General features: G+C 62.3%; 22 protein-coding genes. 16 read left to right on the top strand and 6 right to left on the bottom strand.

From position 1 onward, the window contains the following. Positions 1-25: 25 nt before the first annotated feature. Both FGF80_RS10345 and FGF80_RS10350 read right to left on the bottom strand, forming a co-directional pair. A complete protein-coding gene (locus FGF80_RS10345; RefSeq protein ID WP_138653832.1) occupies positions 26-1384 on the bottom strand; it encodes a hypothetical protein in 1359 nt (452 codons plus the stop codon). Continuing rightward, positions 1381-2082, bottom strand: a complete 702-nt coding sequence (locus tag FGF80_RS10350; protein WP_238705275.1) for a hypothetical protein — start codon at positions 2080-2082, stop codon at positions 1381-1383. The genes FGF80_RS10345 and FGF80_RS10350 overlap by 4 nt, the downstream gene beginning before the upstream one ends. Before the next feature lie 155 nt (positions 2083-2237). On the opposite strand from FGF80_RS10350, the gene FGF80_RS10355 reads away from it, so the two are divergent. After that, the gene (locus FGF80_RS10355) at positions 2238-2426 is read left to right on the top strand and encodes a DUF7550 family protein (protein ID WP_006184072.1); all 189 of its coding nucleotides are present in this window, start codon (positions 2238-2240) and stop codon (positions 2424-2426) included. A gap of 1 nt (position 2427) precedes the next feature. Here FGF80_RS10355 and FGF80_RS10360 read toward each other — a convergent pair whose 3' ends face one another. Both FGF80_RS10360 and FGF80_RS10365 read right to left on the bottom strand, forming a co-directional pair. After that, positions 2428-2655, bottom strand: a complete 228-nt coding sequence (locus FGF80_RS10360; RefSeq protein WP_006184071.1) for a ribbon-helix-helix domain-containing protein — start codon at positions 2653-2655, stop codon at positions 2428-2430. Between the two features lie 145 nt (positions 2656-2800). Further along, the gene (locus FGF80_RS10365; protein ID WP_006184070.1) at positions 2801-3100 is read right to left on the bottom strand and encodes a hypothetical protein; all 300 of its coding nucleotides are present in this window, start codon (positions 3098-3100) and stop codon (positions 2801-2803) included. Between the two features lie 270 nt (positions 3101-3370). On the opposite strand from FGF80_RS10365, the gene FGF80_RS10370 reads away from it, so the two are divergent. From FGF80_RS10370 to menD, 3 genes are all read left to right on the top strand, one after another. Then, positions 3371-3967 carry a sulfite oxidase-like oxidoreductase gene (locus tag FGF80_RS10370; RefSeq protein WP_138653834.1) on the top strand — a complete coding sequence of 199 codons (597 nt, stop codon included), beginning with the start codon at positions 3371-3373 and terminating at the stop codon, positions 3965-3967. Between the two features lie 61 nt (positions 3968-4028). Then, a complete protein-coding gene (locus FGF80_RS10375) occupies positions 4029-5372 on the top strand; it encodes an isochorismate synthase (RefSeq protein ID WP_138653836.1) in 1344 nt (447 codons plus the stop codon). Positions 5373-5384: 12 nt separating this feature from the next. Then, the gene (menD, locus tag FGF80_RS10380) at positions 5385-7199 is read left to right on the top strand and encodes a 2-succinyl-5-enolpyruvyl-6-hydroxy-3-cyclohexene-1-carboxylic-acid synthase (RefSeq protein WP_138653838.1); all 1815 of its coding nucleotides are present in this window, start codon (positions 5385-5387) and stop codon (positions 7197-7199) included. Positions 7200-7201: 2 nt separating this feature from the next. On the opposite strand, the gene FGF80_RS10385 is transcribed toward menD, so the two are convergent. Next, positions 7202-8212, bottom strand: coding sequence for a J domain-containing protein (locus FGF80_RS10385; RefSeq protein WP_138653840.1), 1011 nt, complete (start codon positions 8210-8212; stop codon positions 7202-7204). A gap of 677 nt (positions 8213-8889) precedes the next feature. Between FGF80_RS10385 and FGF80_RS10390 the strand changes: the two genes are divergently transcribed. Next, positions 8890-9507: a DUF4255 domain-containing protein gene (locus FGF80_RS10390; RefSeq protein WP_138653842.1), complete on the top strand. Its 618-nt coding sequence runs from the start codon at positions 8890-8892 to the stop codon at positions 9505-9507. A gap of 18 nt (positions 9508-9525) precedes the next feature. On the opposite strand, the gene FGF80_RS10395 is transcribed toward FGF80_RS10390, so the two are convergent. Next, positions 9526-12429, bottom strand: coding sequence for an ATP-binding protein (locus tag FGF80_RS10395; protein WP_175417019.1), 2904 nt, complete (start codon positions 12427-12429; stop codon positions 9526-9528). Positions 12430-12620: 191 nt separating this feature from the next. On the opposite strand from FGF80_RS10395, the gene FGF80_RS10400 reads away from it, so the two are divergent. From FGF80_RS10400 to FGF80_RS10445, 11 genes are all read left to right on the top strand, one after another. Further along, a complete protein-coding gene (locus FGF80_RS10400) occupies positions 12621-14006 on the top strand; it encodes an eCIS core domain-containing protein (protein ID WP_138653844.1) in 1386 nt (461 codons plus the stop codon). A 5-nt stretch (positions 14007-14011) separates the two neighbouring features. Next, positions 14012-14962 (top strand): hypothetical protein, encoded by a 951-nt coding sequence (locus tag FGF80_RS10405; protein WP_138653846.1) that lies wholly within the window; start codon positions 14012-14014, stop codon positions 14960-14962. 13 nt (positions 14963-14975) lie between these two features. Continuing rightward, positions 14976-15512 (top strand): eCIS core domain-containing protein, encoded by a 537-nt coding sequence (locus FGF80_RS19915; protein ID WP_394348239.1) that lies wholly within the window; start codon positions 14976-14978, stop codon positions 15510-15512. A gap of 5 nt (positions 15513-15517) precedes the next feature. Next, the gene (locus FGF80_RS10415; protein WP_138653850.1) at positions 15518-16516 is read left to right on the top strand and encodes a hypothetical protein; all 999 of its coding nucleotides are present in this window, start codon (positions 15518-15520) and stop codon (positions 16514-16516) included. Positions 16517-16555: 39 nt separating this feature from the next. Continuing rightward, positions 16556-16975, top strand: coding sequence for a hypothetical protein (locus tag FGF80_RS10420; protein WP_138653852.1), 420 nt, complete (start codon positions 16556-16558; stop codon positions 16973-16975). Further along, on the top strand, positions 16972-17910 hold the full coding sequence (locus FGF80_RS10425) for a hypothetical protein (protein ID WP_238705276.1): 939 nt from the start codon (positions 16972-16974) through the stop codon (positions 17908-17910). The genes FGF80_RS10420 and FGF80_RS10425 overlap by 4 nt, the downstream gene beginning before the upstream one ends. 162 nt (positions 17911-18072) lie before the next feature. Next, positions 18073-18891: a DUF4157 domain-containing protein gene (locus FGF80_RS19595; protein WP_138653854.1), complete on the top strand. Its 819-nt coding sequence runs from the start codon at positions 18073-18075 to the stop codon at positions 18889-18891. A 5-nt stretch (positions 18892-18896) separates the two neighbouring features. Continuing rightward, positions 18897-19835, top strand: a complete 939-nt coding sequence (locus FGF80_RS10435; RefSeq protein ID WP_238705373.1) for a hypothetical protein — start codon at positions 18897-18899, stop codon at positions 19833-19835. Positions 19836-19955: 120 nt separating this feature from the next. Beyond that, a complete protein-coding gene (locus FGF80_RS19175) occupies positions 19956-20096 on the top strand; it encodes a hypothetical protein (protein ID WP_175417021.1) in 141 nt (46 codons plus the stop codon). A 914-nt stretch (positions 20097-21010) separates the two neighbouring features. Continuing rightward, complete coding sequence (locus FGF80_RS10440; protein WP_138653856.1) at positions 21011-22234, top strand: eCIS core domain-containing protein; 1224 nt, start codon at positions 21011-21013, stop codon at positions 22232-22234. Positions 22235-22236: 2 nt separating this feature from the next. Further along, complete coding sequence (locus tag FGF80_RS10445) at positions 22237-23241, top strand: hypothetical protein (protein WP_138653858.1); 1005 nt, start codon at positions 22237-22239, stop codon at positions 23239-23241. Positions 23242-23245: the final 4 nt, after the last annotated feature.

Raw genomic sequence — 23245 nt, forward strand, 5'->3', positions numbered from 1 at the left:
ATTCGGTTCGGGTCTGTACGGCTCCTTAGGCCTCCCGGAGGCGCGTACGGAACGCCGCGACGGCGTCCGGCAGCACTTCGAACTGCGCCCGCAGACGCGTATACTCGCTGTATTCGTCGATGAGCGAGACGACGGTCTCGGCGTCGTTGTCCGCGGCTTGTCGCACTCGATCGTCGGTCCACTCGAGCGATCGCAGCGTCTCCGCGAGGACAGATGTCCCGAGCGAGGGATCGGTGAGCGACTCTCGCGCCGACGCGGCCGCGTCGACCGCGGCCGTTCGTACCGTGCGGATCTCGTCGACCGTTTCGGGGACAGCGATCGTTCCGGCTTCGAGACCGTCGCGGACGCGCTCGAGGGCCCGATACCGCTGTTCGAACCGGACAGCCTCGTGGAGGCCGCGTCCCAACTGCTCGCTGTCGATCGCCGTTCGCAGGCCGTATTTCGCGCTCGAGACCGGGTTGATTGCCCGCCAGAGCACCTGCTCGAGGTGATCGTCGAGGTCCGCGTCGACGTCGTCGAGCCAGTCCCGAGCGTCCCGCCGGACTGGAAGGGCGGCGGTATCGACGCGCTCGGCCGACGCCTCGAGTGCGGCGTCGAAAACCGCCGTCACGTCCGCCGGCTCGGCGAGCCGATCGCGGTGGCGCTCGTCGAGATGGTCCCAGACCGCCGTCGTCGCCGCGCCGAACTCGACCGTGCCAGCACCGGTTCCGATGTCGACGACGGTGGAATCGGGACCGATGTCCCAGTGCCGATCGCCGAGGCGGGTCGTGACGCGCTCGAGGTCCGATTCGAGACGCGCGTACAACAGCGCCGAGCGGAGCAGCCGATCCTCGCTGCCCCGATACGCGACCGACTCGAGTTGGTCGCGGGCGATCGAGCGAACCTCGCGGCGTTCGTCGCGGACGGTTTCGACCAGCCGGTCGTCGTCGATCGCGGCGAACGTCGCCGTCGCCGACCGGGCGCTCTCCCTCGCGTCGCGGGTCGCGTGCAGCCCGTGGTACCGGTCGTTCCCGGTTGCCGAGTCCTCGGTCGCAGCGGCGGCTTCGGCCCGGTGCTCGCGGGCGCTGGCCCGGCCGTCGCGGATCGCCTCCCTAACGACGCCGTTGGGCACCGTCTCGGCGTCGAGCGGGTCCGGAACGCCGGCGAGCAGGGTGTCGACGCGCTCGAGGCCTTCGCCGACGGCGCTGGCCGCGGGGACGACCGGGACCGGCCACTCGATCGGCGGTGCCGGGTCGGTGACGACGGTGGCGGCGTCGGCCGCGGTGAACGTCGGTCCGGTGTCGTCGCTCCAGGGGAGCCCGTTGCAGCCGGCGACGGTCACGCCGCCGATCGCGGCGAGTCCCGCGAGGAACTGCCGTCGGTGGCGGCCACGGCGTCCGGTCATCGGCCGATCGCCTCGCTCGTCTCGGTTCGGTCGTCCGTCGCTTGGGACGTGGTCGCCGTCTCGTCGAGCGTTCCCTCGCCGGCCGCCGCTTCGTCGGTGGGACCGCTCCCCGAGCAGGACCGGTGCTGGCTACTGCGCCGTGCCGGGGGGTGGCCCCCGTAGGGGCGATGAATGCGGACGAGCGTCGCGTCCAGTACGGTCGTCTCGGCTTCGCAGGCTGTCGTCGGTGCCTTCAGTGCCAGACAATAGCTCGTGTGGATGGTCTCGTCGGTCGCACGGACGCCGAGCAGCCGTCGCCGGTAGCAGTCGTCGATCGACTGCTGGTCGACGAGGACGGATGCCGCATCGAAGTCGGTGGCCGCGACGAACGATCGGACGGCGGCCGTGTCGGCGATGTCGGCGAACCGCAGCGCCGCGGCGTCGTCGGCGTCGGTGACGACGAACGACCGGTGAAGTCGCGCGCTCCGATCGTCCGCAGCGGCTTCGGCGGCGTCAGCGTTCGGATACACGATCAGGGACGTACGTTCGGCCTGCACTGCCATCGTCTCGTACGCGTGGGACGAGTCGACGGTAGGATTATCGTCGCCGGTCCCGGTGGTCGAGCCGTTGCTCCCGGTTCCGGCACAGCCGGCGACTGCCATGGAGAAGCCACCGGTGGCAGTCAGCAACCGGCGGCGAGAGAGGGGCGCGGAGGGCATTCGGCCCGCCGATACGTAACCAATCGGTAAATACTTGCTGATTGATTTGACGCGGGCTCAGAAAAAGCGAGTGAGTGGCTGTGGTCGCTCGAGCGCTGCGGTCGTGCGCCGGCGAGAGAGATGTCTTTAAGGTCTCGACCCGGCAACACGCACGTATGTCAGACGACGCGGAGCAGTCGGCAGAACAGGACACGGGAGCGGCCGTCGGCCACGACCTCGTCGCCGACCGAACGACCGCGCCGATGAGCGAGTACTCGGCGCGAGCCGTCCTGATCGGGATACTCGTCGCACTAGTCGGCTCGGCGATCGCGTTCGGAATACCGTTGCTCGCAGTCGGCGTCTAAGCTAGAAGACGTATTCGTCGTCGTGGCCCATCATGCCGTCGTCTTCGAAGCCGGTGCCGCCGGTTGCTCCCTCCTCTTCGTCGGAGGGTCCACTGGTCTTGTAGGCCTTGATGCCCGTCGAAAGGAGGTCCTCGATCGCCTCCTCGCGGTTGACGAACTCGCCGCGTTCGACCATCTGGGCGATCTGCATCTCGAGATGTTCCGGTATGGTGATCTCTACTTTCGGCATCTGATTCGGCTTTCGGCGAGGGGGTATTTAGGTTTGACGGGGAGCCAATACCGACGAGACGGAGCCCGGTCGCGGTCGGATCGATGGCGTCTCTCGCGGTGCAACGCCGCTGCAGGGACCGCGTGGGTGAGGTCCGCGGGCCGATTCAACTGCCACCCATTACCGAGTCGATCGCGTCCCGCAGTTTCGTTCCGGGCTGGGTCAGCGTCTGCAGCTGTTTGCGCATCCGCCGCTGGTTGAAGTAGCTCGCGAACGCGAGGATCGTCGGGGGCCACAGGCCGACGAACGTTCCGAGTTCGCGTTCGCCCTGAATGAAATAATAGTACAGCGCGAGGCCGACCGACGCCGCCGACGCGACGAACGCGGGCCCCATCGCCTGTTCACCGACTTCCGCCGTTGTCTGTCCGGACATCTCCCGCTCCGTGAACTGTTCTGTGCTTGCCATGCATCGCTATCTCTCGCCGAGACCGTACTAAGTGGTGGCGAGGGTTTCGCGGGAAACACTCGAGTTGTCCCTCGCTTCGTGACCGTTACAGTCAGTTTCGACCCCCGTCCCCGAGTGTCAATCGGGTGTTTCTCGCGGACTGCTTGTGTGTGCGGGCGATCGATGGCTCCGGCCGTCCTGTATCGCGGATGCGAACGTGCCCAGTCGCCCGGCGGTCGGCGACCGACGACGAGGCGTCACATCTACGTCTTTCGGGACGTACCCACGAGTATGGATGTAACGGACGTGACGGATCTCTATCAGGAGTTCGGTGACGAGCGGCTGCCGCCGGGACAGCGCGAAACCAGTGCGTTTCCCGTCCTCTCGAAGAGTGGGACGCCCGACTGGGACCCCGACACGTGGGAGTTCACCGTCACCGGCGCAGTCGACGAGGAACTGTCCGTCTCGTGGGACGAGTTCCGGGACCTGCCAAGCGTCACCCAGCGCCAGGACTTCCATTGTGTGACCGGTTGGAGCAAGTTCGACTGCGAGTTCACCGGCGTCCCCTTCCCCGAACTCGCCGAACGAGCCGGCGTCCACGACGACGCCGTCCACGTCATGTTCTCCGCGCTTGATGACTACACGACGGATCTGCCACTCGAGGACTGCATGCGCGAGGAGGTCCTCTTTACCTGGGCGTTCGACGGCGACCCGCTCCCCGAGGATCACGGCGGACCGCTCCGCGTCGTCACGCCACACCGGTACGCCTACAAGGGTGCGAAGTGGGTCGATGGGATCGAGTTCCTCACCGAGCCCCAACGTGGCTACTGGGAGCGGCGGGGCTACTCGCAGACGGCGGACCCGTGGCAGGAGGAGCGGTACAGTTAGCGTGCCCGTTCCGGTCGGCGAATAGTTAGGCTGAAGGCCGGGCGGTCCTGACGTGCGGTCGATGGATCGATCGTTGGGCGATGGCCGACTGACGGGTGACACGGCGTCGGTTGACGGTGCCGATGACCTCGTCAGCCGGAGTCGCGAACTCGAGGGTGTTTCTTTCAGTGCGATTCTCGACGGGAGCGCCGAGTCACGCGTCCAGTGGGCTACGCCCGGCGGTCTCGAACTCGTCGGTCGCGGCGTCGCCGCTCGCTTCACCGCCGCCGGTCCCGACCGGTTCGACCGTGTGCGAACACAGGCGAGCCGCGCCTTCGACGGGCTCGTCCACGACGGCCCCGAAGCGGCCCGCCCGCGAGCCTTCGGCGGCGTCTCGTTTCACGACGGCCACGAGCCGGCCCCGCCTTGGACCGGGTTCGACGCCGCCTCCTTCGTCGTCCCGCAGGTGCTTGTCGCCAGGACCGACGACGGGACGTGGCTGACCGCGGTCGGAAATCGCAGCGACAACGTCGACGACCGACTCGAGCGCTGGCACGAGCGCCTGACGGCGCTGCCGGCGATGCGACCGAGCGGGTCGACGCCCGGCGTCGCCGCGACGCGGCGCACGACTTCCCCCGCCACGTGGACCAGCCAGGTCGAGGCAGTGCTCGAGCGGATCGCCGACGGCCGCTTGACGAAAGCCGTCCTCGCGCAGGCCCTTTCGGTGACGCTCGAGGGGCCAGTCGACGTTCCCGCGACCCTCGAGCGCCTGCGTCGACGGTATCCGAACTGTTACCGGTTTCTGGTGAGCCACGATATCGGCGGCACGTTCTTCGGTGCGCCGCCCGAACGCCTGGTTTCGAAACGCGGCCAGCGCGTCGAGACGGAAGCGCTCGCCGGGTCGGTGCCCCGCGGGGAGACGCCGGCCGAAGACGAGGAGTACGTCGACCGCATGCGAGCCGACGAGAAGTTCCAGCACGAACACGGGCTCGTCGTCGACGCGATCCGAAAGCAACTCGCCCCGCTCGCGCGCGATCTCACCGTGAGCGATCAGACGATCCGGCGACTGGCAACGATTCAACACCTCCAGACGCCGATCGAAGCGACGCTGTCGGGCGACCGCCACGTCCTCGAGATCGTCGAGGCGTTGCATCCGACGCCCGCGGTCGGCGGCGTCCCACCCGACGTGGCCTGGGAGACGATCCGGGACACGGAGACGTTCGAGCGGGGCTGGTACGCTTCGCCGGTGGGGTGGTTCGACGCCGACGGCGACGGCGAGTTCGCGGTCGCTATTCGGTCCGGCATCGCGGCCGACGGAACGGTGACGCTCTTCGCCGGGAACGGCATCGTCGGCGATAGCGACCCCGACGAAGAGTGGGACGAAGTACAGTTGAAGTACCGTCCGATCCTCGATGAACTACAGTAGTACCTGACTCCGATGTCCGCACCGAACCGCGCGACCCTGTGGGGTCGCATCCTCGCCGACGAATTCGCGAAGGGGGGCCTCGATGCCGTCTGTATCGCCCCCGGGAGCCGCTCGACACCGCTGACGGTTGCGTTCGCCGAGCATCCCGAAATCGATGTTTACTCGCAGTTAGACGAGCGCTCGGCGGCCTACTTCGCGCTCGGACGCGCCCGCCGGACCGGCGAGCCGACGGCGCTGGTCTGTACCTCCGGAACGGCAGCCGCGAACTTCCACCCCGCCGTGATCGAGGCGGCTCAGGCGCGAGTACCGTTGCTCATATTGACGGCGGACCGGCCGCCCGAACTCCGCGACAGCGGTGCGAACCAGACGGTCGACCAGACCAAGCTCTACGGCGACGCCGTCCGCTGGTACGCCGAGCTTCCGGAACCCGAAGCCGACGAACGGAAGGTCCGGAGCCTCCGGACGACCGCCGCGCGGGCGCTTTCGGAGACCCTCGGCGTCGAGCCCGGTCCAGTCCACCTGAACTGTCCGTTCCGGAAGCCCCTCGAGCCGATCGCGGTGCCGGGCGACGTGCCCGACTCCTTTGTCCAGACGACGGCCGGACGGGGACGTGACGGCCCCTTCGTCGATACCGGCGGCGGAACGCGGACGCTCGCGGACGACGATCATCGTCGACTCCAAAACGCGCTCACGGCCGCCGACCGACCGCTGATCGTCGCCGGCCCCGCCGATCCGGCGACGCTCGCGGATCTCGAGCCCGCGGCCGTCGCCGACCTCGCGGACCGACTCGGCGCGCCGGTCCTCGCGGACCCGCTCTCGGGACTCCGATTCGGCCCCCACGTCGGCGGAGCGGACGACGGTGACGACGACTCGCGAACGATCTACGGCGGCTACGATACCTACGTCCCCGAGTTGCCGTCGCCGGATGTCGTGCTCCGGTTCGGTGCGTCCCCCACGTCGAAACCGCTCCGCAACTGGCTGCGGGACGCCGACGCTCGACAGTTCCTCGTCGATCCCGCAGGCGCTTGGCGCGAGGCGACCTTTACCGCGACCGATCTGCTCGCGGCCGATCACGGGACCGTCGTCGACGAACTGCTCGAGACGGTGACGGCCGCAGAGGCGGGATCCGACGACGCGTGGCGGGCCCGGTTCGACGCGGCCGAGCGCCGCCACTGGGCGATCCGCGACGCGGCGCTGACCCCTGACGCACTCGAGTCCGCCCCGTTCGAGGGTGCGATCCTCGCGTCGGTGGTCTCGAACGCGCCGGACCCGGCGACGGTCTTCGTCTCGAACAGCATGCCGATCCGGGACGCCGACCGGTTCGCCCGGCCGCGGACCGCCGCCGTGACGATGCTCGCGAATCGCGGCGCGAGCGGGATCGACGGGATCGCCAGCACGGCGCTCGGTGCCGGCAGCACGACCGACGAGCCGCTGGTGCTCGTGACCGGCGACTTAGCGTTCTATCACGATTCGAACGGGCTGCTTGCGGTCGATCGGTGCGATGTCGACGCCACGATCGTCCTCCTCGACAACGATGGCGGCGGCATCTTCCACGAACTCCCCATCGAGGCGTTCGATCCACCGTTCACCGACCAGTTCAAAACTCCCCACGGCGTCGGGTTCGACGCGCTCGCCGACGCATACGGTCTCGAGTTCGATCGCGTCGCGCCCCCGGCGTTTGCGGACGCCTACCGACGGTCCCTCGAGCGCGCGGGGACACAGGTACTTGCGGTCGAATTCGATTCGGCGGCGAGTCACCGACGACGCGATGCACTCGAGACGCGAGTCGAGGACGCGCTCGACGGGTTCGAGTCCGACCGCGACTGAGTTCAGGGCCGCAGGACCCACCAGAGTGCACCCGCGTATCCGAGCGGAATCCAGGCGAAGGCCAGCGCCAGCAGGCCGAACAGCGAGAGGAGTTCGACCGATTCGAAGCGGACGATGCCGACGGGAAAGAGCACGCTCCAGACCCCGAACGTCACGGCCGCGATCCGCGGCATCGTCAGTAGATAGCCGATCAGTGCGAGCGTACAGGCGGCGACGACCGCGTTGACCGGGAGCGAAAACAGCGGCGTCAGACTCGCGGCGACGAAGAGCGGATAGAGGAGCGCAGCGGTGCCGAGCGAGATGACTGCAGTCTGATCGATCCTCGGCCCGTCCCACTCGAGGTCGACCTCGTCGTTCCAGTCGTGGACGGAGTACGTGGTCTCCTCGGGGTCCGCTGTGTCCGTCGCATCCGTCGTCGCGTCCGACGTGGCCCCCGAGGATGTGGCCGTTTCGGCGCTCGAACGCGCCGTCTCGGTCCCGTCGAACGACCAGCCGGCCGCCGCTTGCCGTTTCGCTCGTTGCCGGCGGCGCTTGGACCGCTGTCGCGCGTGGTGGCTCTTCGTTCCGTCAGTGTCCTCGGTGTCGGTTCGCTCGCTCGTCCGCCGGCCGTTCGCGGTCGTCCGTCCGCTGGCCGTATCTGACTCGGCCGTTCCCCTCCCGTTCGTCGTCTGCCCTCCAGTCGCCCCCGTCTCGCGCCCGGTCGACGTCCGCCCGCCATTCGTTCGGCTCGAGGCCGCGGCCGACCGCGCGGACGCGTCGCTCGAGTCGTCGGTGGCCGCTCCGTCGCCGAGGTCGACGTACGCCTCGTGGCCGAGGCGGTCGTACCGCGCGCGCTCCGTCTCGTCCATGAGCACCGATTTCGCGGTCATCACCCGCTGGAACCGCTCGGATGCGTCGGGGTCGTCGGAGTGATCCGGATGCGTCTCGAGGACACGTTCACGATACGCGGCGCTAATTTCGTCCTGGCTGGCGTCCGGATCGACGTCGAGAACGTCGTAATACGTCTCCCCCATCGAACGGCCGTTCGTTCGGTATCCCTGACCAAAACGATAGGGATTATTGACAGTCACTCGCCGTCCCCGATCAGGCTCGGGGAAACCCGACTCGAGTCCGGACAGCGTGTGGCAGCCCCCGGTTTCGCGGTCTCCCCCGGCCGGCCGTTACACCCGCGAGGTTGGTGTGTTATGGAACGGATATATGATATTACGCTATATGCATTCAGTATCTGATCTTGGCACCGATCTCCCATCACCGGCGACCGAGCGGCGCTGCCGCTCGCCCGTTAATCTCCGGATGACTCTCCGCGTCGAATAGCCGGAGTATAACAGACAGCACGTCAGCAATGGCGTACAGGAGGAGCACCAGTGTCCGATACGGAGACCTATAGTAGCAACTGAAAGTCAATGCACACCTGATCGCACGACGGCGTTGCGATCAGTGTGTAAATCGTTTCAGTTGCTACTATAGACGCCGAGCACGACCGATTTATCCAAGTGCGATTTTGATCTTGATCGATGTCACCGAGCCAACGCTCGGCCATCCAAACATAGTAGTCGACCGGACGTTCACTCGGACGTATGGTCTCTCAGGATCGCCCTCGATTCGCCGCTGGGGTCTCCCGTCAGCAGTCGAATCGTTTCGGCAGTTGTGATCTCCGATTACCGACTTCGTCCCCGGAGGTGTCTCTCTGATGGGGTCGCCGACGGCGTTCAAGGACCTTACGACGCTTCTGGTCGATCTGCTTCGCGTTCGCCTGGCCAGTACCGAAGACGACGACCTGTTAGAGACACACCAGATTCAGCCACTGCCACCCACGGCTATCGAAGACGATTCGAACGTCCGACTCGGCCTCTACTTGCACAGTATCTCCACCCACTCCGGGGAGGGCTCCGAGTCGCCGACAATCGATGACGGACACAAGATTCGACCGCCCCTAGCGCTCGATGGCCAGTACCTGTTGACCGCGTTCCCGAACGCGAACGCCGAAAACGAAGCCGAAGGCATCCACGACCAGCACGAGGTATTGGGGAAAGCAATGCAGGCGTTGTACGATAACAACCTCATCGATCCCGAAACGCTGCCCGACTCCCTTGGCGACCAACAGCTCTCGATCACCTACGATGGCCAGGACCAGCAGGAGGTACTCGAGGTGTGGAACTCGTTCCCCGATGTCCCCAAACAGCCCTGTGCTAGCTACCGGGTCGGCCCAGTCCTCATCGATTCGACCCAGAAAACGGCGTTCGAACGCGTCAGCGAACGCGACGTTCACCTTTCGCGAGGCAGCGAGCAGGATGGAGAGGACCAGTAACGCGTCCCGCGGGCAACCTCACTCCTCGTCGTCGGTCTCGACGGGCGTCCCGTGTGAGATCGACACGATCCGCCAGCGGCCGTCGTCGAGTTCGAGTTCGAACGTCATCGGGATTCGGTGCGAGCCGGATTCCTCGTCGAACTCCAGGGCGACGTGGGCCGGCTCGTCCGTGGTGCGGCGGAGCCTTCCGGCGACCGACGCGTCGTTGATGTTCTTGGCGACGACCTCCTTATACGAGAGCGGGTCGACCGCCGCATCCGAGTGATAGAGCGCCTGGATGGCCTCGTGGTCTTTGGTTCGGATACCGTCGTAGAAGTGCCAGATGACGTCTTCCGGCTCGAGATCGCCGGTGCGTTCGGGGCTCTCGGATGGCGATGCCGGCTCGGCAGCCGCCTGCTCGGCGGACGACGCCTGCTCTTGCTCGGCCTCGCTCGAGGGCGTCCGATCGTCGTCGTCCGTGGCTTTCGGTTCCCGATCCGTGGGTGACCTCGCCTCGGCGGCGGTCTCCGACTCGGACTGGTCGTCGAGACCGTATTTCAGTTTGAACAGCGTCTCGACATCGCGGCCGACGGTCTGGTTCTCGTAAGTCCGGAGTTTGTCCTCGTACTGGAAGAACTCCCCTTCGATGGCGACACCGCCGGCCTCGTTGGCGTACTGCAAGCCGAGAACGACGTGGTCGAAGGTAATGGTGATGTCGTCGAGGGCGGTTGCCGAGTCCGTCAACGGGTGGCCGTCGTGGGCTTCGGTGGCGGCGATGTAGGCCGCATACTTCGCGACTTTCCTGATGACCGCCGGCGTTATCGAGAACAGTCCGAGGAACTCGTAGTCGAAGCCGTCGGTGTCGACGGTGGCGTCGTCGGGCCAGACGTCCTTCCAAATCCGGCGGCGAATCCGTTCCTGCGGAACGTCGAACAGGACCGAATGGGCGATGCGGCGTTTGAATGCCGGGTCGATCCCGCTGCGTTTGTTCGTCGTCAGCAGCGCGACGCCGTCGAACGACTCGAGGCGCTGCAACAGGAAGTTCGTCACGTTGTTCGCGTAGCGGTCGGTCGAGTCGCCCACATCCGTGCGCTCGCCGAACAGCGAGTCGGCCTCGTCGAACAGCAAGATCGCGTTCGAGCGTTCGGCTTCCTCGAGCAGCGCCGCCAGCCGGCTTTCAGTATCGCCGATATACTTGTTGACGATCTGGGAGAGGTCGACCCGGTAGAGATCGAGGCCGGTTTCGTTGGCGATGACCTCGGCGGCCATCGTCTTCCCGGTCCCCGGCGGACCGTAGAAAAGCGCGACGACGCCGTCGCCCCGATCCCCCGGTTCGCCGAACCCCCACTCGCTGGTGACCTGGCCGCGGTACTGGAGGTGGCCACAGAGTTCTCGCAGGTGGGTCTTCGGTTTGTCGTTCAGATAGATGTCGTCGAAGGTATACCCCGGTTCCATCGGCTCGGCCAGCGCCTCGAGGTTGCTCGCCGAGTAGCGTTTACACGCCGCGTAGCAGTGCTCGCGGGTCAACGCTTCGTCGACAGGAGCGAACAGGTCTCCTTCGTGAGCCTCGGGTTCGTCGCGGTCTCCGAGGGCATCGCTGTCAGCCTCGGTGCGACAGAGATAGCGGGCGGTCTCGACGGCACGACGGATGTCCCGCTGTGGCAGCCGGAAGTTCGTGCCGAGGTTCGTCACGAGGTACTCCTCGGCGAACTCCCCGCGGTACTCCTCCCAGACGGCCACCCGCGTCTCGTAGTCGGGAAACGGACAGTGGGCGGTCTCGACGCGATGGTGCTCGAGGTCGACGTCGGGCTTCCAGGGATCGGTGTGGGAGAGGAAGACGTCGCCGGGTGCGTCGTCGAGGCGGTCGACGATAGCGTCGACTGTGGGGCGATCCTCGGCGGCCGTGACCGACACGTCGCCATCGTCGTCGTCGATCGTCGGTCCGTCGTCGCGGTTGGTGACTGCCTCGACCCCCTCAAGATGAATGGCCGCGTTCTGGAGGGCCGCCTCCCGGACGAGTCGGGTCAGCCTGTCGTCGTCCTCGAGAACGTCGACGGCCCTGGCCCGAAGAACGGGCGTCTCCGACGCGGTGAGCGCGCCAGGAAGCCGATTCTTTCCGGTCCCGTCCTCGCCGGAGAAGTAGTAGATCGTCGACCGGTCACCGTCGCTCGAGCGCTCGTCGATAGCGGTGAGCGTTTCGGTGGTCTCCTCGTCGAAGACCAGTTCCGAACGGTCCCGCTCGGAGTGCTCGAGGGAAACGCTGTCACGAAGCGCCGGATCGAGGGTATCGTCGCCTTTCAGATACCGAACGATACGTTCATCGACGACGACGGTATCGAACGGGTCCGGCTGGGTCGGATCGGTCGAAACGCGCTCGAGCACGTTGTACTCGAACAGCGGCGATCGCGGCGAGAGGGCGTCACCGAGTCGGGAATCGGCATCGTCGGTCCCGTGACCCATGGCCATGAGGATCGTCTCCAGCAGGTCGACCGTCGGCTGGATCGATCGGTTGACGCCCCGAACCTTTCCGTAGAGGCTGTACACGCTTCGGTCGAACACCGGTGCGAGTGCGAGCAAAAACGCATCCAGTTGCGCGCGTGAGAGATCGAGGACTCGGATCAGTCGGTCGAGACGCAGTTCGGTATCCGTTTCTCTGGTGGCTTCGAGGTCCTCTTCGATCGACGCTGCTTTGGTCTGGAGGTCCCGCTGGAGGTCCTCGAGACCTGTCGGAGTCCCTGACGCGAGGTCTCCCTCGGCAAGGGACCGGACGTGCGTTCCGACTGTCGTCAGTTCCCCGCCCGGGCGGTCGCTCCGCGAAGCGTGGGCCGATTGCGGGTCGGCGCTCGCTCGGCCCGAGACGAGCGACGTGTCCGAAAGCATCGTAAGAGCGGACAGCAGCCGATCGAACTCCGCCTGCAAGTGGTCCCCGAAGTGGTCGTACATGTCGCTATCCCAGCCCAGTACATTGATAGTATTTTATATTTATTGCCAGCAGGTATCCGCCACGGTAGAAAATACTATCGCCATAGATGAGCACAACAATTATAGTCGCGTGATTTGACCACTCTGGTATGCATTCGCCGGACGCTCTACAAACAGTCGCCCGCGCCGACTGGAGACCGGAGTGGTGATCCATGGGGGAGCACACAAAGCGGGAGCGAACGACGCGTTCGAAGCACTCCACCGACTCCCGGGAGCGTGATTCCCGGACGACCTCGAGGACGGAATCGCGATCACGGACGAGCGATCACCGATCGGGGGAGACCCGCACCCGATCGGCGGACCACGACGAACTGATCGCCGGCCCGGCCGCCAACCCACCGACGGTCCCCGAGGGAACGGCGCTCCCGGCACCGGGCGAACGCGCACGGCGCAAGCGCGAGTGGAGCATTCAGCGCTCGCTCGAGGGCACCGACACGACCGAGGGCGAGGTTCCCGGGCAGGTCCTGGATGTGATCGGCAGCGGGGGGCGGCCGCTCGAGTTCGGTCTCCAGCGCACGTTGGAGGACCGGATGGACGCCGATTTCGGGAACGTGCGGGTTCACACGGGGCCGAAAGCAACCCAGGCGGCCGAGGCGATCGACGCGAAGGCGTTCACCTGCGGGAACGACATCGTGTTCAACGCCGGCGAGTACGACCCGCAGTCGGCGGACGGCCAGTTCCTGCTGGCCCACGAACTCGCCCACGTCAAACAGCAACACGGCGGCGCGCCGCTCTCGATGATGCCCAAGCCGAATGGGGAACTCGAGATCGATCCCGATCCGGGCCTCGAGCGGGCGGCCGACGAGGCCGCGAAAGAGGCGCTGTCGGGCGAAGAGTCGCTGACGGTGAATCGGCTGGGGACGGATGTCCACGTGCAGCGACTTGAGAAGGGCAAGATGTTCAGTGCATTGGCACTGTTTGAGTCGGAAAACCAAGAGGAGGACGTGGGATCGTTCCAGCAATCTCAAAACAGTCGGCGATTCGAGTTTCTCCTCGATGCGATCACAACGTACAAACAGGGCGAGCAGTCTCTCGAGAACGTCAAATCGGGGGCGGCAGCCAAAGAGAATATCGAGAATATGATCGACGTGGCAGGCGGAGCGGTGACTGAAGACGGTGAAATCACCGATATCGATGCAGACGAGGTTGGTCTCAACGACGAGGCAACGACCTATCTGGACATTGATTTCCCCGACGAGACGGAACTCGACCAGCGCAAACAGAACCTCGAACAGGCGTTGCAGGAGAAACTCGACCAGGTTGCGCTGACCGACGACCAGCGCACGGAACTCGAATCCGGGATCGACACTGGCCTGATAGATGATCTCTCCGTAATAGCCGCGTTCCAGCTCGTATCGATTATTAGTCCACGACTGGCTCTATTTGGAAAGCTTACAAAATCTCTGATCACAAACAAGTGGGGCACCCTCGACGGTGATATCGTCGACCGTGCTGCACAACTACAGGACGAAATCGAGGGCGAAATCTCACCTGAAGGCTTCGAGCATGGTGGCCAAGATATTGAAGGGGTCCGGTGATCGAAATGCAGGCAAAAATTGTGGGAGAAAATGAAAAAGGAGTCGGGATAGATGTTATAGATAACAACAATTCAAACCATGAAATTACATTCGAAAGAGGGTCTTTCGAAATAGTTTATCATCAATGCGAGAGATATGCAGACAAACCAGGCGACCGCACGCCGGAAGAAAACGAACACAACAATCAGGCTCGCCGGTATGCGAAGTGGCACGTCTACCGCGAGCGTGGCTACGATACGGTCCCACCGATGGAGAATCCGGACCGCATCGTCGGCGCAATGCTTGCGCTTGCCGACTGTTCGTCGGAAACAATCCAAGAGCAGTTCGGTCGTCTGCAGGTTCAACTCGATCAACACTCCCGAGACACGGGAGTCTTCCAGCTCCCCTTTTCAGATTTCGAACCGGGAGACTTCCTCGTGTATCGACAGGACATCTACGTCCAGCCAGACCCAACGGGAGCTGAGCCACCACTGGTGGATCAGTTCGCCGATACCGTTGCCAGCCCACAGGACACACTCAAACAGATCGTCGGCGACGACGGGCTTTCGTTCGAACAGTTAGCGGAGTTCGTCGGAACAGACGCTGAGCCGAACGTATTCCCTGACTTCGAAATCGAGACGGTCTCGGATCCTCATTATCTTCTGGTCAAGGATGGCGAAGAACGCACACACTGGAGCGAGCAGCCACGTGACCGCGATCCTGATGCACGCATCGAACTGCTTCCGCTGGATTTTGACGTGTTCGACTCCTTCCAGCAACTCCTCCTCTCACACCTGGCCAATCAGGTTCGGGACTACTACCTGTTGATGGGCTGTAAACCGCCAGTTGCGTTCCAGCAACAGGGACTGGGAACGTACACCGGATTCAAACGCCAGCAGATCCTCGACATGTACGAGGAGTATTTCCTGGCAAGCCATCAGCCTGCATCCTGGCAGCCCGGCTCTCTCGAAAGTTAGTCAATTCGAACCCGTGAACGGCCAGTCTCTTTCCACATCCCAGACCGAACCCATCTTGCTCGAGCCAACCGTCCAGTACGTACTGGGCAGCGCTAACAGCACGCCGTTCCATCCCGACTCGCAGCGCTCAGTACAGGAGTTACTCGAGGAGTGGATGGAGGAAGATTTCTCGAACGTACGGATCCATACAGGTGCGAAGGCTGCCAGGGCTGCTGGCGCGGTCGTCTTCAAGTCGGGGGAGTACGATCCGTCGTCACCAGACGAAAAGTCTGCAGTCGAGCGAGCAATCAGTGAGGGAGCCGATGTAGCCGGTGGGACAGTTTCCAGTGTCGTCCTCAACTATCTCTACGGCACAGGATTCGACACTACTTTGGTCGACTTGTTCGAGTCGTTGCTGGAAAATGAGCCAACGGCGTTTGCGGCAGGGGCAATCACCGTTTCGGTCATCTATAAAGGAATCAAAACTGCAAGGGGCTATCTCCGTGACACAGGTGACGAGATCGGCGATATCATCGATACTGATAACACAGACAGTACCCGATTCGATTAGAGACTATGAATGCTGAAATCATTGATGAAGACGATCAAGGAATTGGTGTTAGGGTAGTTGATAATAAAGGGGTTAAGCATACGATCGCAATCGGATTTAGTGGTGAGGTACAGGGTCATTCACAGGAAGGATATCCAGATGATTCAAATCACCGAACACCGGAAGAACATGAGATGATTCATCAGGCTGAAAACTATGCTAAATTCTATATTTCGAATAAAAATAATCATGGAAAATTTAGAATGAAGCCTCAAATCAATCGTTTAGAGCGTGTTAAACAGATAATCTCAAATCTATCAGATACAGAATTTGAGGCATATTTCGGTGATTTGTACAAACAAGTGCTCGGAAAACACCCCGATATCGAACCGCCAGTTGAGAGGCCGCCTGAAGTCGGCTTACACGACTTCGTCCTGTTCGTGGTCGACGTCTATCTAGACGACGAGGAGAACATCGAAGCTGTCTCGGATATTCATCTCGTGTATTACGATGACGAGAAGAATCAACAGGAACTACGAAACGACGATCCATTCGAAGATCGAACTCCAGATGCGAGCGTTCAGTTGGTCGCAGACTTCATTCCGTCACTCGACGTATTCCGAGAGTACGTAATCTACAATCTTCGGTGCCAAATTCGAGATTGTTACCACGAAATGGGACTGGAGCCACCCGAGGAATACCGTGTCTTGGGGCGTGGCGACCACGAAATCGCCAAGCGATACCGGAATGACGATATTCCACAGTACGATCACTATCACGACGAAAGTGCGGAGGTTCCCGGGTACGAACTCGACTTCGACTACGGATTCGGCGATCTCGGGAAAGCCAGTGCCAAATCACTCGTTGACGACGACACTGATTACAGTGACGCCGACATTCAGGCTCTGTTCGATCCAACTGGAGCCAGCGGTGGTGGCCTGTTGGACACTGTCCGGAATGCTATAGGCGGTGAACGCACATCGAACTCGGAGTCCGGTGAGGAAACAGAGACGGGTTCCAAATGAATTGGCCGGTCTGATAACGTCACTCGGGAACGCTCAGAAATGGATGAGGTAACTGCCGACGTAGAGCAAAAAGGAGTCCTCGAAGGCCGCCTCTATATGAAAGAGCACGATATCGGGGAAAAATTGGCGGAACTCAACGACGAACTCGAGGACAAACTCGAGGACGTGGCGTTGACAGACGACCAGCGCCAGAAACTCGAGAGTGGGATCGACACTGGCGACTGGGTTAACCTCGGGACACCCATCGCGTCGTATCTCGTGGGCTCTCTGCTCACGCCGCTTGCAGGGTTAGTCACGGGACTCGGCCTCGTGAGCCTGAAAAACTGGTTCGGCAACCTCGATGGCGATATCCAGGAGCGCATGCAGAAACTCACCAAACAACTCGAGGATCAAGGTTATCTGACTAGTGAAGGTGAGTCGACTGGTGACTTGGATATGGATTCGGAGTATGAACAATGAAGGCAGTTATTACAGGAGAGTCCAAACGAATCGGTGTTAAAGTTCAGGATAATAATGGTGTAGATCACGGAATCGAAATGATATGTGACGGAGAGATCAAGTACCACGAGCAAGACGGCTACTCGGACTACCCAGCAGAGCGTACACAGGCGGAAAACGAGCACGTCCGACAGGCCCGGCGCTTTGCCAAGTGGCACGTCTACAAGGAACGGGGGTACGAGACGCTGCCTCGCCACGAGAATCCGGACTGTCTTGTCGCTGCGATGATCGCGGTGTCAGCACTCTCCAGCGACACCGTTGAGGGGCACTTCGGCGACCTCAGGACCCAACTTGAGAGCCACTACGACGATTCATCGTTGGACCTCCCCTTTGATGACGCGCACCCCGATGACGTGTTCATCTACCGGAAAGACCTCTATCTCTCGCCCGATCCTCTGACAGAGGATTCATCGCTGGCCGAGCAGTACAACGACCTTGCGGCTGAGATTCGGGCAGACCTGAGCGCAGTCTTCGACGAATCCGATAACCTCGAACACCAACTCACGTCTCTGTTCAACCACGAGGACCGACTGGAGACTGAGCTTCCGTCGTTCGACCTGGAAGCAGTGTCAGAGATGCACTCTCTACACACTGACGGTAGAACCGAACAAACCACGACAGCCGAATCACCGCTGGACCGCGAGCCCGATGCACAGATCGAACTCCCGCCGCTAAATCTTGAGCAGTTCGAACTGTTCAAACTCCTGTTAGTGACGAATCTGAGCGCCCAGGTTCGCGATCGATTCTTGATGATGGGTGAAGAGCCGCCGGAAGCGTTCCAACACCAGGGCTTTGGCACCTATCGCGGCACAATCAAACAGCAGATCAATGATATGTACGAGCGATATTATCTGTTTTCTGAGTCACCGAGTACGTGGACCCCTACGCGCTCCTAAGATGGGCAAGCGACGGGCAAACCGGAACGACGGTCACATCAACACCTCGAGACCGATCGTGAAGGGGAGCAAGGGCACACTGCGTTCCGGACTCGAGCCCAAACCCACTCGAGTACTCGATCGACGACGCGCCAGCAGGGGCCCGTCGCACGAACCGACCCGATGCTGGCCCATGAACTTGCCCACGTCAAACAGAAACACGGCGGCGCGCCGCTGTCGATGATGCCCCAGAGGGACGCCGACCTCGAGATCGATCCCGATCCGGGCCTCGAGCGGGCGGCCGACGAGGCCGCGAAAGAGGCGCTGTCGGGCGAAGAACCGCTGACGGTGAATCGGCTCGGCACGGATGTCCATGTGCAGCGACTGCCGAAAGGGAAGATGTTCGACGCGCTCGCGCTCTTCGAAGGTCAGGACGACGCAGGTGAATTCCGGGAGACGCAGAACGAACGGCAGTACGCATTCCTTCTGGACGAGATTGCGACGTACGCAGAGGCGAATAGTCGGTTAGCAGAAGTCGATTCGATGCGCGAGTTCCAGGAACTCGTAACGGACATCGATGTCGAGGAGACCGATCTCAGTGAGAAAGGGACAGAATACGTAGACAAAGAACTCCCGTCGAAGTCCGAAATCACGCAGGCAAAGGAAAACATCGAGAAGTCGCTGCAGGATTCGCTCGATCAGATCGCCCTTACTGACGACCAGCGGGACCGCATTAAGAGCGGGCTTTCAAGCGGTCTCTGGACGGACGTGGGTGCATCGACTGGGGCGACAGTGTTGGCAGCACTGTTGACCAGTTCGACAATCGGCGGGGCGGTGGCAAGTATCGGGTTCGGAACCGTCTATGCCTACGCGGACAACAACTGGGACGGGCTCAGTGGCGACCTAGATGAGCAAGCCCAGCAGCTCATGGAGATCATTAAGGAAGATATCTGGCAGGCCGAAGAGGGCGACTCGACTGGCGATGCCAAGAGTAGAAGGTGATTAGAATGGATGCCCTAATTACAGGAGAGTCCGAGCGAATTGGTCTCAGCATCATTGATAACAATGATGTTGAACATCTGGTTGAAATGGGTTCTGACGGTGAGATCAATTATCATGAAGTGGAGGAATACGCAAACGATCCGGCTGGCCGAACGCCCGAAGAGACCGAGCACGGTAATCAGGCTCGCCGGTTTGCCAAGTGGCACGTCTACCGCGAGCGTGGTTACGAGACCCTACCCCGATACAAGAACCCGGATGCTATCGTCGGCGCAATGCTGGCCGTCGGTGCGACGCCGCCAGCAACAGTCGACGAATACTTCGGCGAGTTCATCGAGTGTCTTCGACTTCACGATGCTGACAGGACTGCGGAGTTGCCCGTCGACGGGATCGATCCAGCCGACATCATCGCCTACCGGCAGGATCTGTACGTCGAACCGGACCCGCTCGAACAGGAGCCGCCGATGACCGATCGGTTTGCCGAGTATTTCAGCGACCCGGCACAGACCCTCGAGAACGTGTTTGGCGATGTGGATCCCTCGCTCGAGGATCTGACGGCGCTCGTTCAGGGCGAGGCGGAACTGGCTGTCTCTCTCCCGGAGTTTGAAATCGAGGCGGTTTCGGACGTGCATTATTTGCATGGCGATAGGATCACTGCCGAGCGAACCACTGGGGACGGCCCCCACGAGCGCGAACCGGACGCGAGTCTGGAATTGCTCCCGTTAGACCCCGAGGTATTCGATTCGACTCGCGAGTTGCTGTTCTCCCACCTCGGGAATCAGGTCCGCGACTGCTATCTCCTCATGGGGTGTGAACCGCCGAGCGTCTTCCAGCAGCAAGGTCTCGGGACGGTCGAAGGAACGAGAAAGCAACAGATGTACAACCAGTACGAGGAATACTACTCGACAGACAGCCCGGTGTCGTCTTGGAAACCAGGCAACGGCTAACGCACAGGCGGATAGCACAGATTCCAGACCGCTCGTCAGGGGTTCTCGAAACCGCAGCCGATGTACGTCGTCCATGATGTGGTCGAATCACGCCAGCGATTAACCGTCCCGCAGTCACTAATGCTAAAGCCGGACTCGGAACTCGAGATCAGTCTCGAGCCGCGATTCGAGCGGGCGGCCGACGAGGAGGCCACAGATTCGGACGATGCGATCATCGGCCAGAACGGGATTCGGCGCTACCCGGACGCCGCTCGAGTGTGAGCCGTCGGTTCTCGACCGGTTCAGGGCACGGGGCCTGCTGCTGAGCGTGTACTCCCCGAAGCGTTCCGGGCATCGGGCTGGGGGGATTGCGGTGGCGTCGTGCGCAGAGGATCTAATCAGTGGGAGGCCACTGCGTGCTGTGTGACCCGTTGTGTACAACTTTCGCCACGAGGCACTGGCTGGTGCCGTTCGACGCCCGATCCGTGTCCGAGAGCCGATCCTTCCAGTTGCTTCCCACTAGATATAAGTCACTCTAGCCGATAGTTTCGATCGGAAGCCGTCGTCTCCAGAACAGTCGCGGGGGGCATGCGCTGAAATGCCCCGGGTGCTACAACACCCGAGACGTGGCTTCCAACCCGGAGAGGTCGAAGCCATGCTTGCGTATCCGCTCCCGAGACATAAACGTCTCGCCCGACAGTCCGTTCGCTCGAGACGAAGAGCGGTGCGTCCGAGGTGCGTTTTCGAGTCATTTCCGACCGGGAGCGATAGCCCTGTCGGCTGGCTCGGACGGCGGCGAAACCGGCGAGGGTGCACCTCGCCGCGCTCGCTCGAGCGGCCGCGTCATGGCGGCGACCGATCCGGACCGCTGCGCTGGACCGCGACCCACGGCCGGACCCGACTCCTCCTCCCCCGTCGACATCGATCCCGGCCGTGACGATCGCGGACGCTTCCAGCCCTCTCCGCCGCCGTCTCGACTACCGATCCGTCACGTAGCGGCGACGGTCTCGCGCTCGCCTCGAGTCGGTGGTGTCGACGGAGTAACGTCTCGGCGTCGATTCTTTGCCCGGCGTCGCCCCGTGTACTACGCGGGGAGAAAGTATTATACTATGATAGGAGCAAGTGGAAGCAAATGAGCCGTCGATTCCGCGACGGACCCGGGACGGTCCGCTACGGCGGGCGAGGAGGGAACAGCGATGGGACATAAGAACCGCACCCGGTCGAACCGCGAGTCCGAGGCCGAGGCGGAATCCAAATCCTCGAGCAGGACCACAACGACGACGAGTTCGGTCCAGCGGACGCGCAAGCAGCACCCGGATGCGGTCGACCGGCCGGATGTCGTCGAGCATCCAGCCGCCGTTGAGTACCCGGACGCTGTCGAGCATCCGGGCGCAGTCGAGCACCCGGCCGCCGTCCCCGCTCTCGGGGACGACGACTTCTCGATCCGCGAGGAGAACATCCAGCGCGCGCTCAAGGGTGCGGACACGACCGAGGACGAGGTCCCCGACGAGGTTCTGGACGTCATCGGCAGCGGCGGCATGCCCCTCGATTTCTCGATCCAGCGCGAACTCGGCGAACGGATGGACGCGGACTTCTCGGACGTACGCATCCACACCGGCGGGAAAGCCGCTCAGGCCGCCGAATCGATCGACGCGAAGGCGTTTACCTGCGGCAACGCGATCGTCTTCAATTCGGGCGAATACGATCCCCGGTCGGCCGACGGCCAACACCTGCTGGCTCACGAACTCGCCCACGTCACACAACAGGACGGCAGCGCACCGCTCTCGATGATGCCCCAAGAGGACGCCGACCTCGAGATCGACCCCGACCCGCAGTTAGAGCGGGAAGCCGACGAGGCCGCCACCGAGGCGTTATCGGGTGAGGAACCGCTGGTCGTGAATCGGATGGGGACAGATGTACACGTTCAGCGGACGGCCTTGGGGAAATTGAATCCGTTCAGTAATTCAGACGGGGAAAAAGCGGGAGACCTAGTCGCTGACGAGGTGAAAGCCGAGCCCGAAGCGTTGGCTGAGGAAGTCCGACGGATCAAGGTCAATCAGGCCAAGTTGTTCAATCAGGTTAACAGTGAGCGAGGGACGGTCGACACTGTCGGTGAAGCTGCTGGCGCAGGTGTCGTCGGCGGAACCGTCGGACTCGCAGTCGGTGCCACAACTGCAAATCCCGTTCTGGGGGCGCTCGCTGGGGGTGCGGCCTCCGATGTCGGCAAGACATTGTATGGCAAACTCTGGGGGAAAGGCCGAGATGCGATCGCCGAAGCCGAAATCCCCGATATCGGCACCGAACGCCTCGACGGCATCAAAGAGACAATCGACGATCTCATCGATGAAAAGCTCCGCAAGCGATTTGGTGGAAACGATCACAGTGGTATTGATGGCGTCGCCAAAAGGAGAGATGATTGAATATGGATGGAATGATAACTGGGGAAAATGACGAATTGATCGGTCTTAGCATCCTTGATAATAATTGTGTTGAGCACCTTATCGAGATAAGGTTTGATGGTCAAATATCTGGCCATCAATGTGATAAGTATGCTGATAAGGCATCTAACCGAACTCCAGAAGAAAACGAACTGAACGAACAAGCCCGACGCTTCGCGCAGTACTACGTCTACTGTGAGCGCGGCTACGACACTGTAACCCCACGACGCATCCACCCGGAACGTATCAACGCCGTCCGTGTCGCCGTTGCATCCCTCTCGGAAGCCGAATTCGAGCGGTACTTCGGCGATCTCTACCGGCAACTCCGGAGTTACGACGACTCAGCGGTCAATCGCGCGATCGACATTCCCGACGAAGCGACAAGCGCTGACTCACTTCTCTACCGGAAACACGTCTATCTCGGCCTGAACCCGCTCGAGACCGAACTCGGTGCCGAAGCCGACGCGATCGCCGCCCGCCACGGTCTTGATCTCGCAGCCGATCGGCTCGATTCCATGTCACCCGAAGACATCTCGGACGCCGAGTTGGACGACTGGCGGGCCGCCACAGCGGAACTCGGCGCACTGGCGGAGACGGCCGACATCGATCTCTCCGAGGGGTTGCAACTGGCCGGGGTGTCGTCGCTACGGGCGGTCTACCTCGACGACAGCGGCGAAGAACACGTCACCGACGCTGACGACCCGTTCGATCGCCAGCCCGATGCATGGATCGAACTTCCAGTGATGGACCCTGGAAGCCTCCCGGAGTTTCAGGCGTACATCAACCACAACCTGGCCTGTCAGGTGCGCGACTTCTTCGTCCGAATGGGACTCGAACCGCCCGAACCGTTCCGAATCCTCGGCTACGGTGATTTCGAAGCCGCAGAACAGTACACGCGTCTGGACCTGTACCCCAACTACGTTGATCCACACGAGGAGACGGCCTTCGCCGACGGGTACACTGGTTCAAACGCGGGACCGACTCAGTGAGATC

It is taken from the genome of Natrinema pallidum, from assembly GCF_005890195.1.
GTDB lineage: Archaea > Halobacteriota > Halobacteria > Halobacteriales > Natrialbaceae > Natrinema > Natrinema pallidum.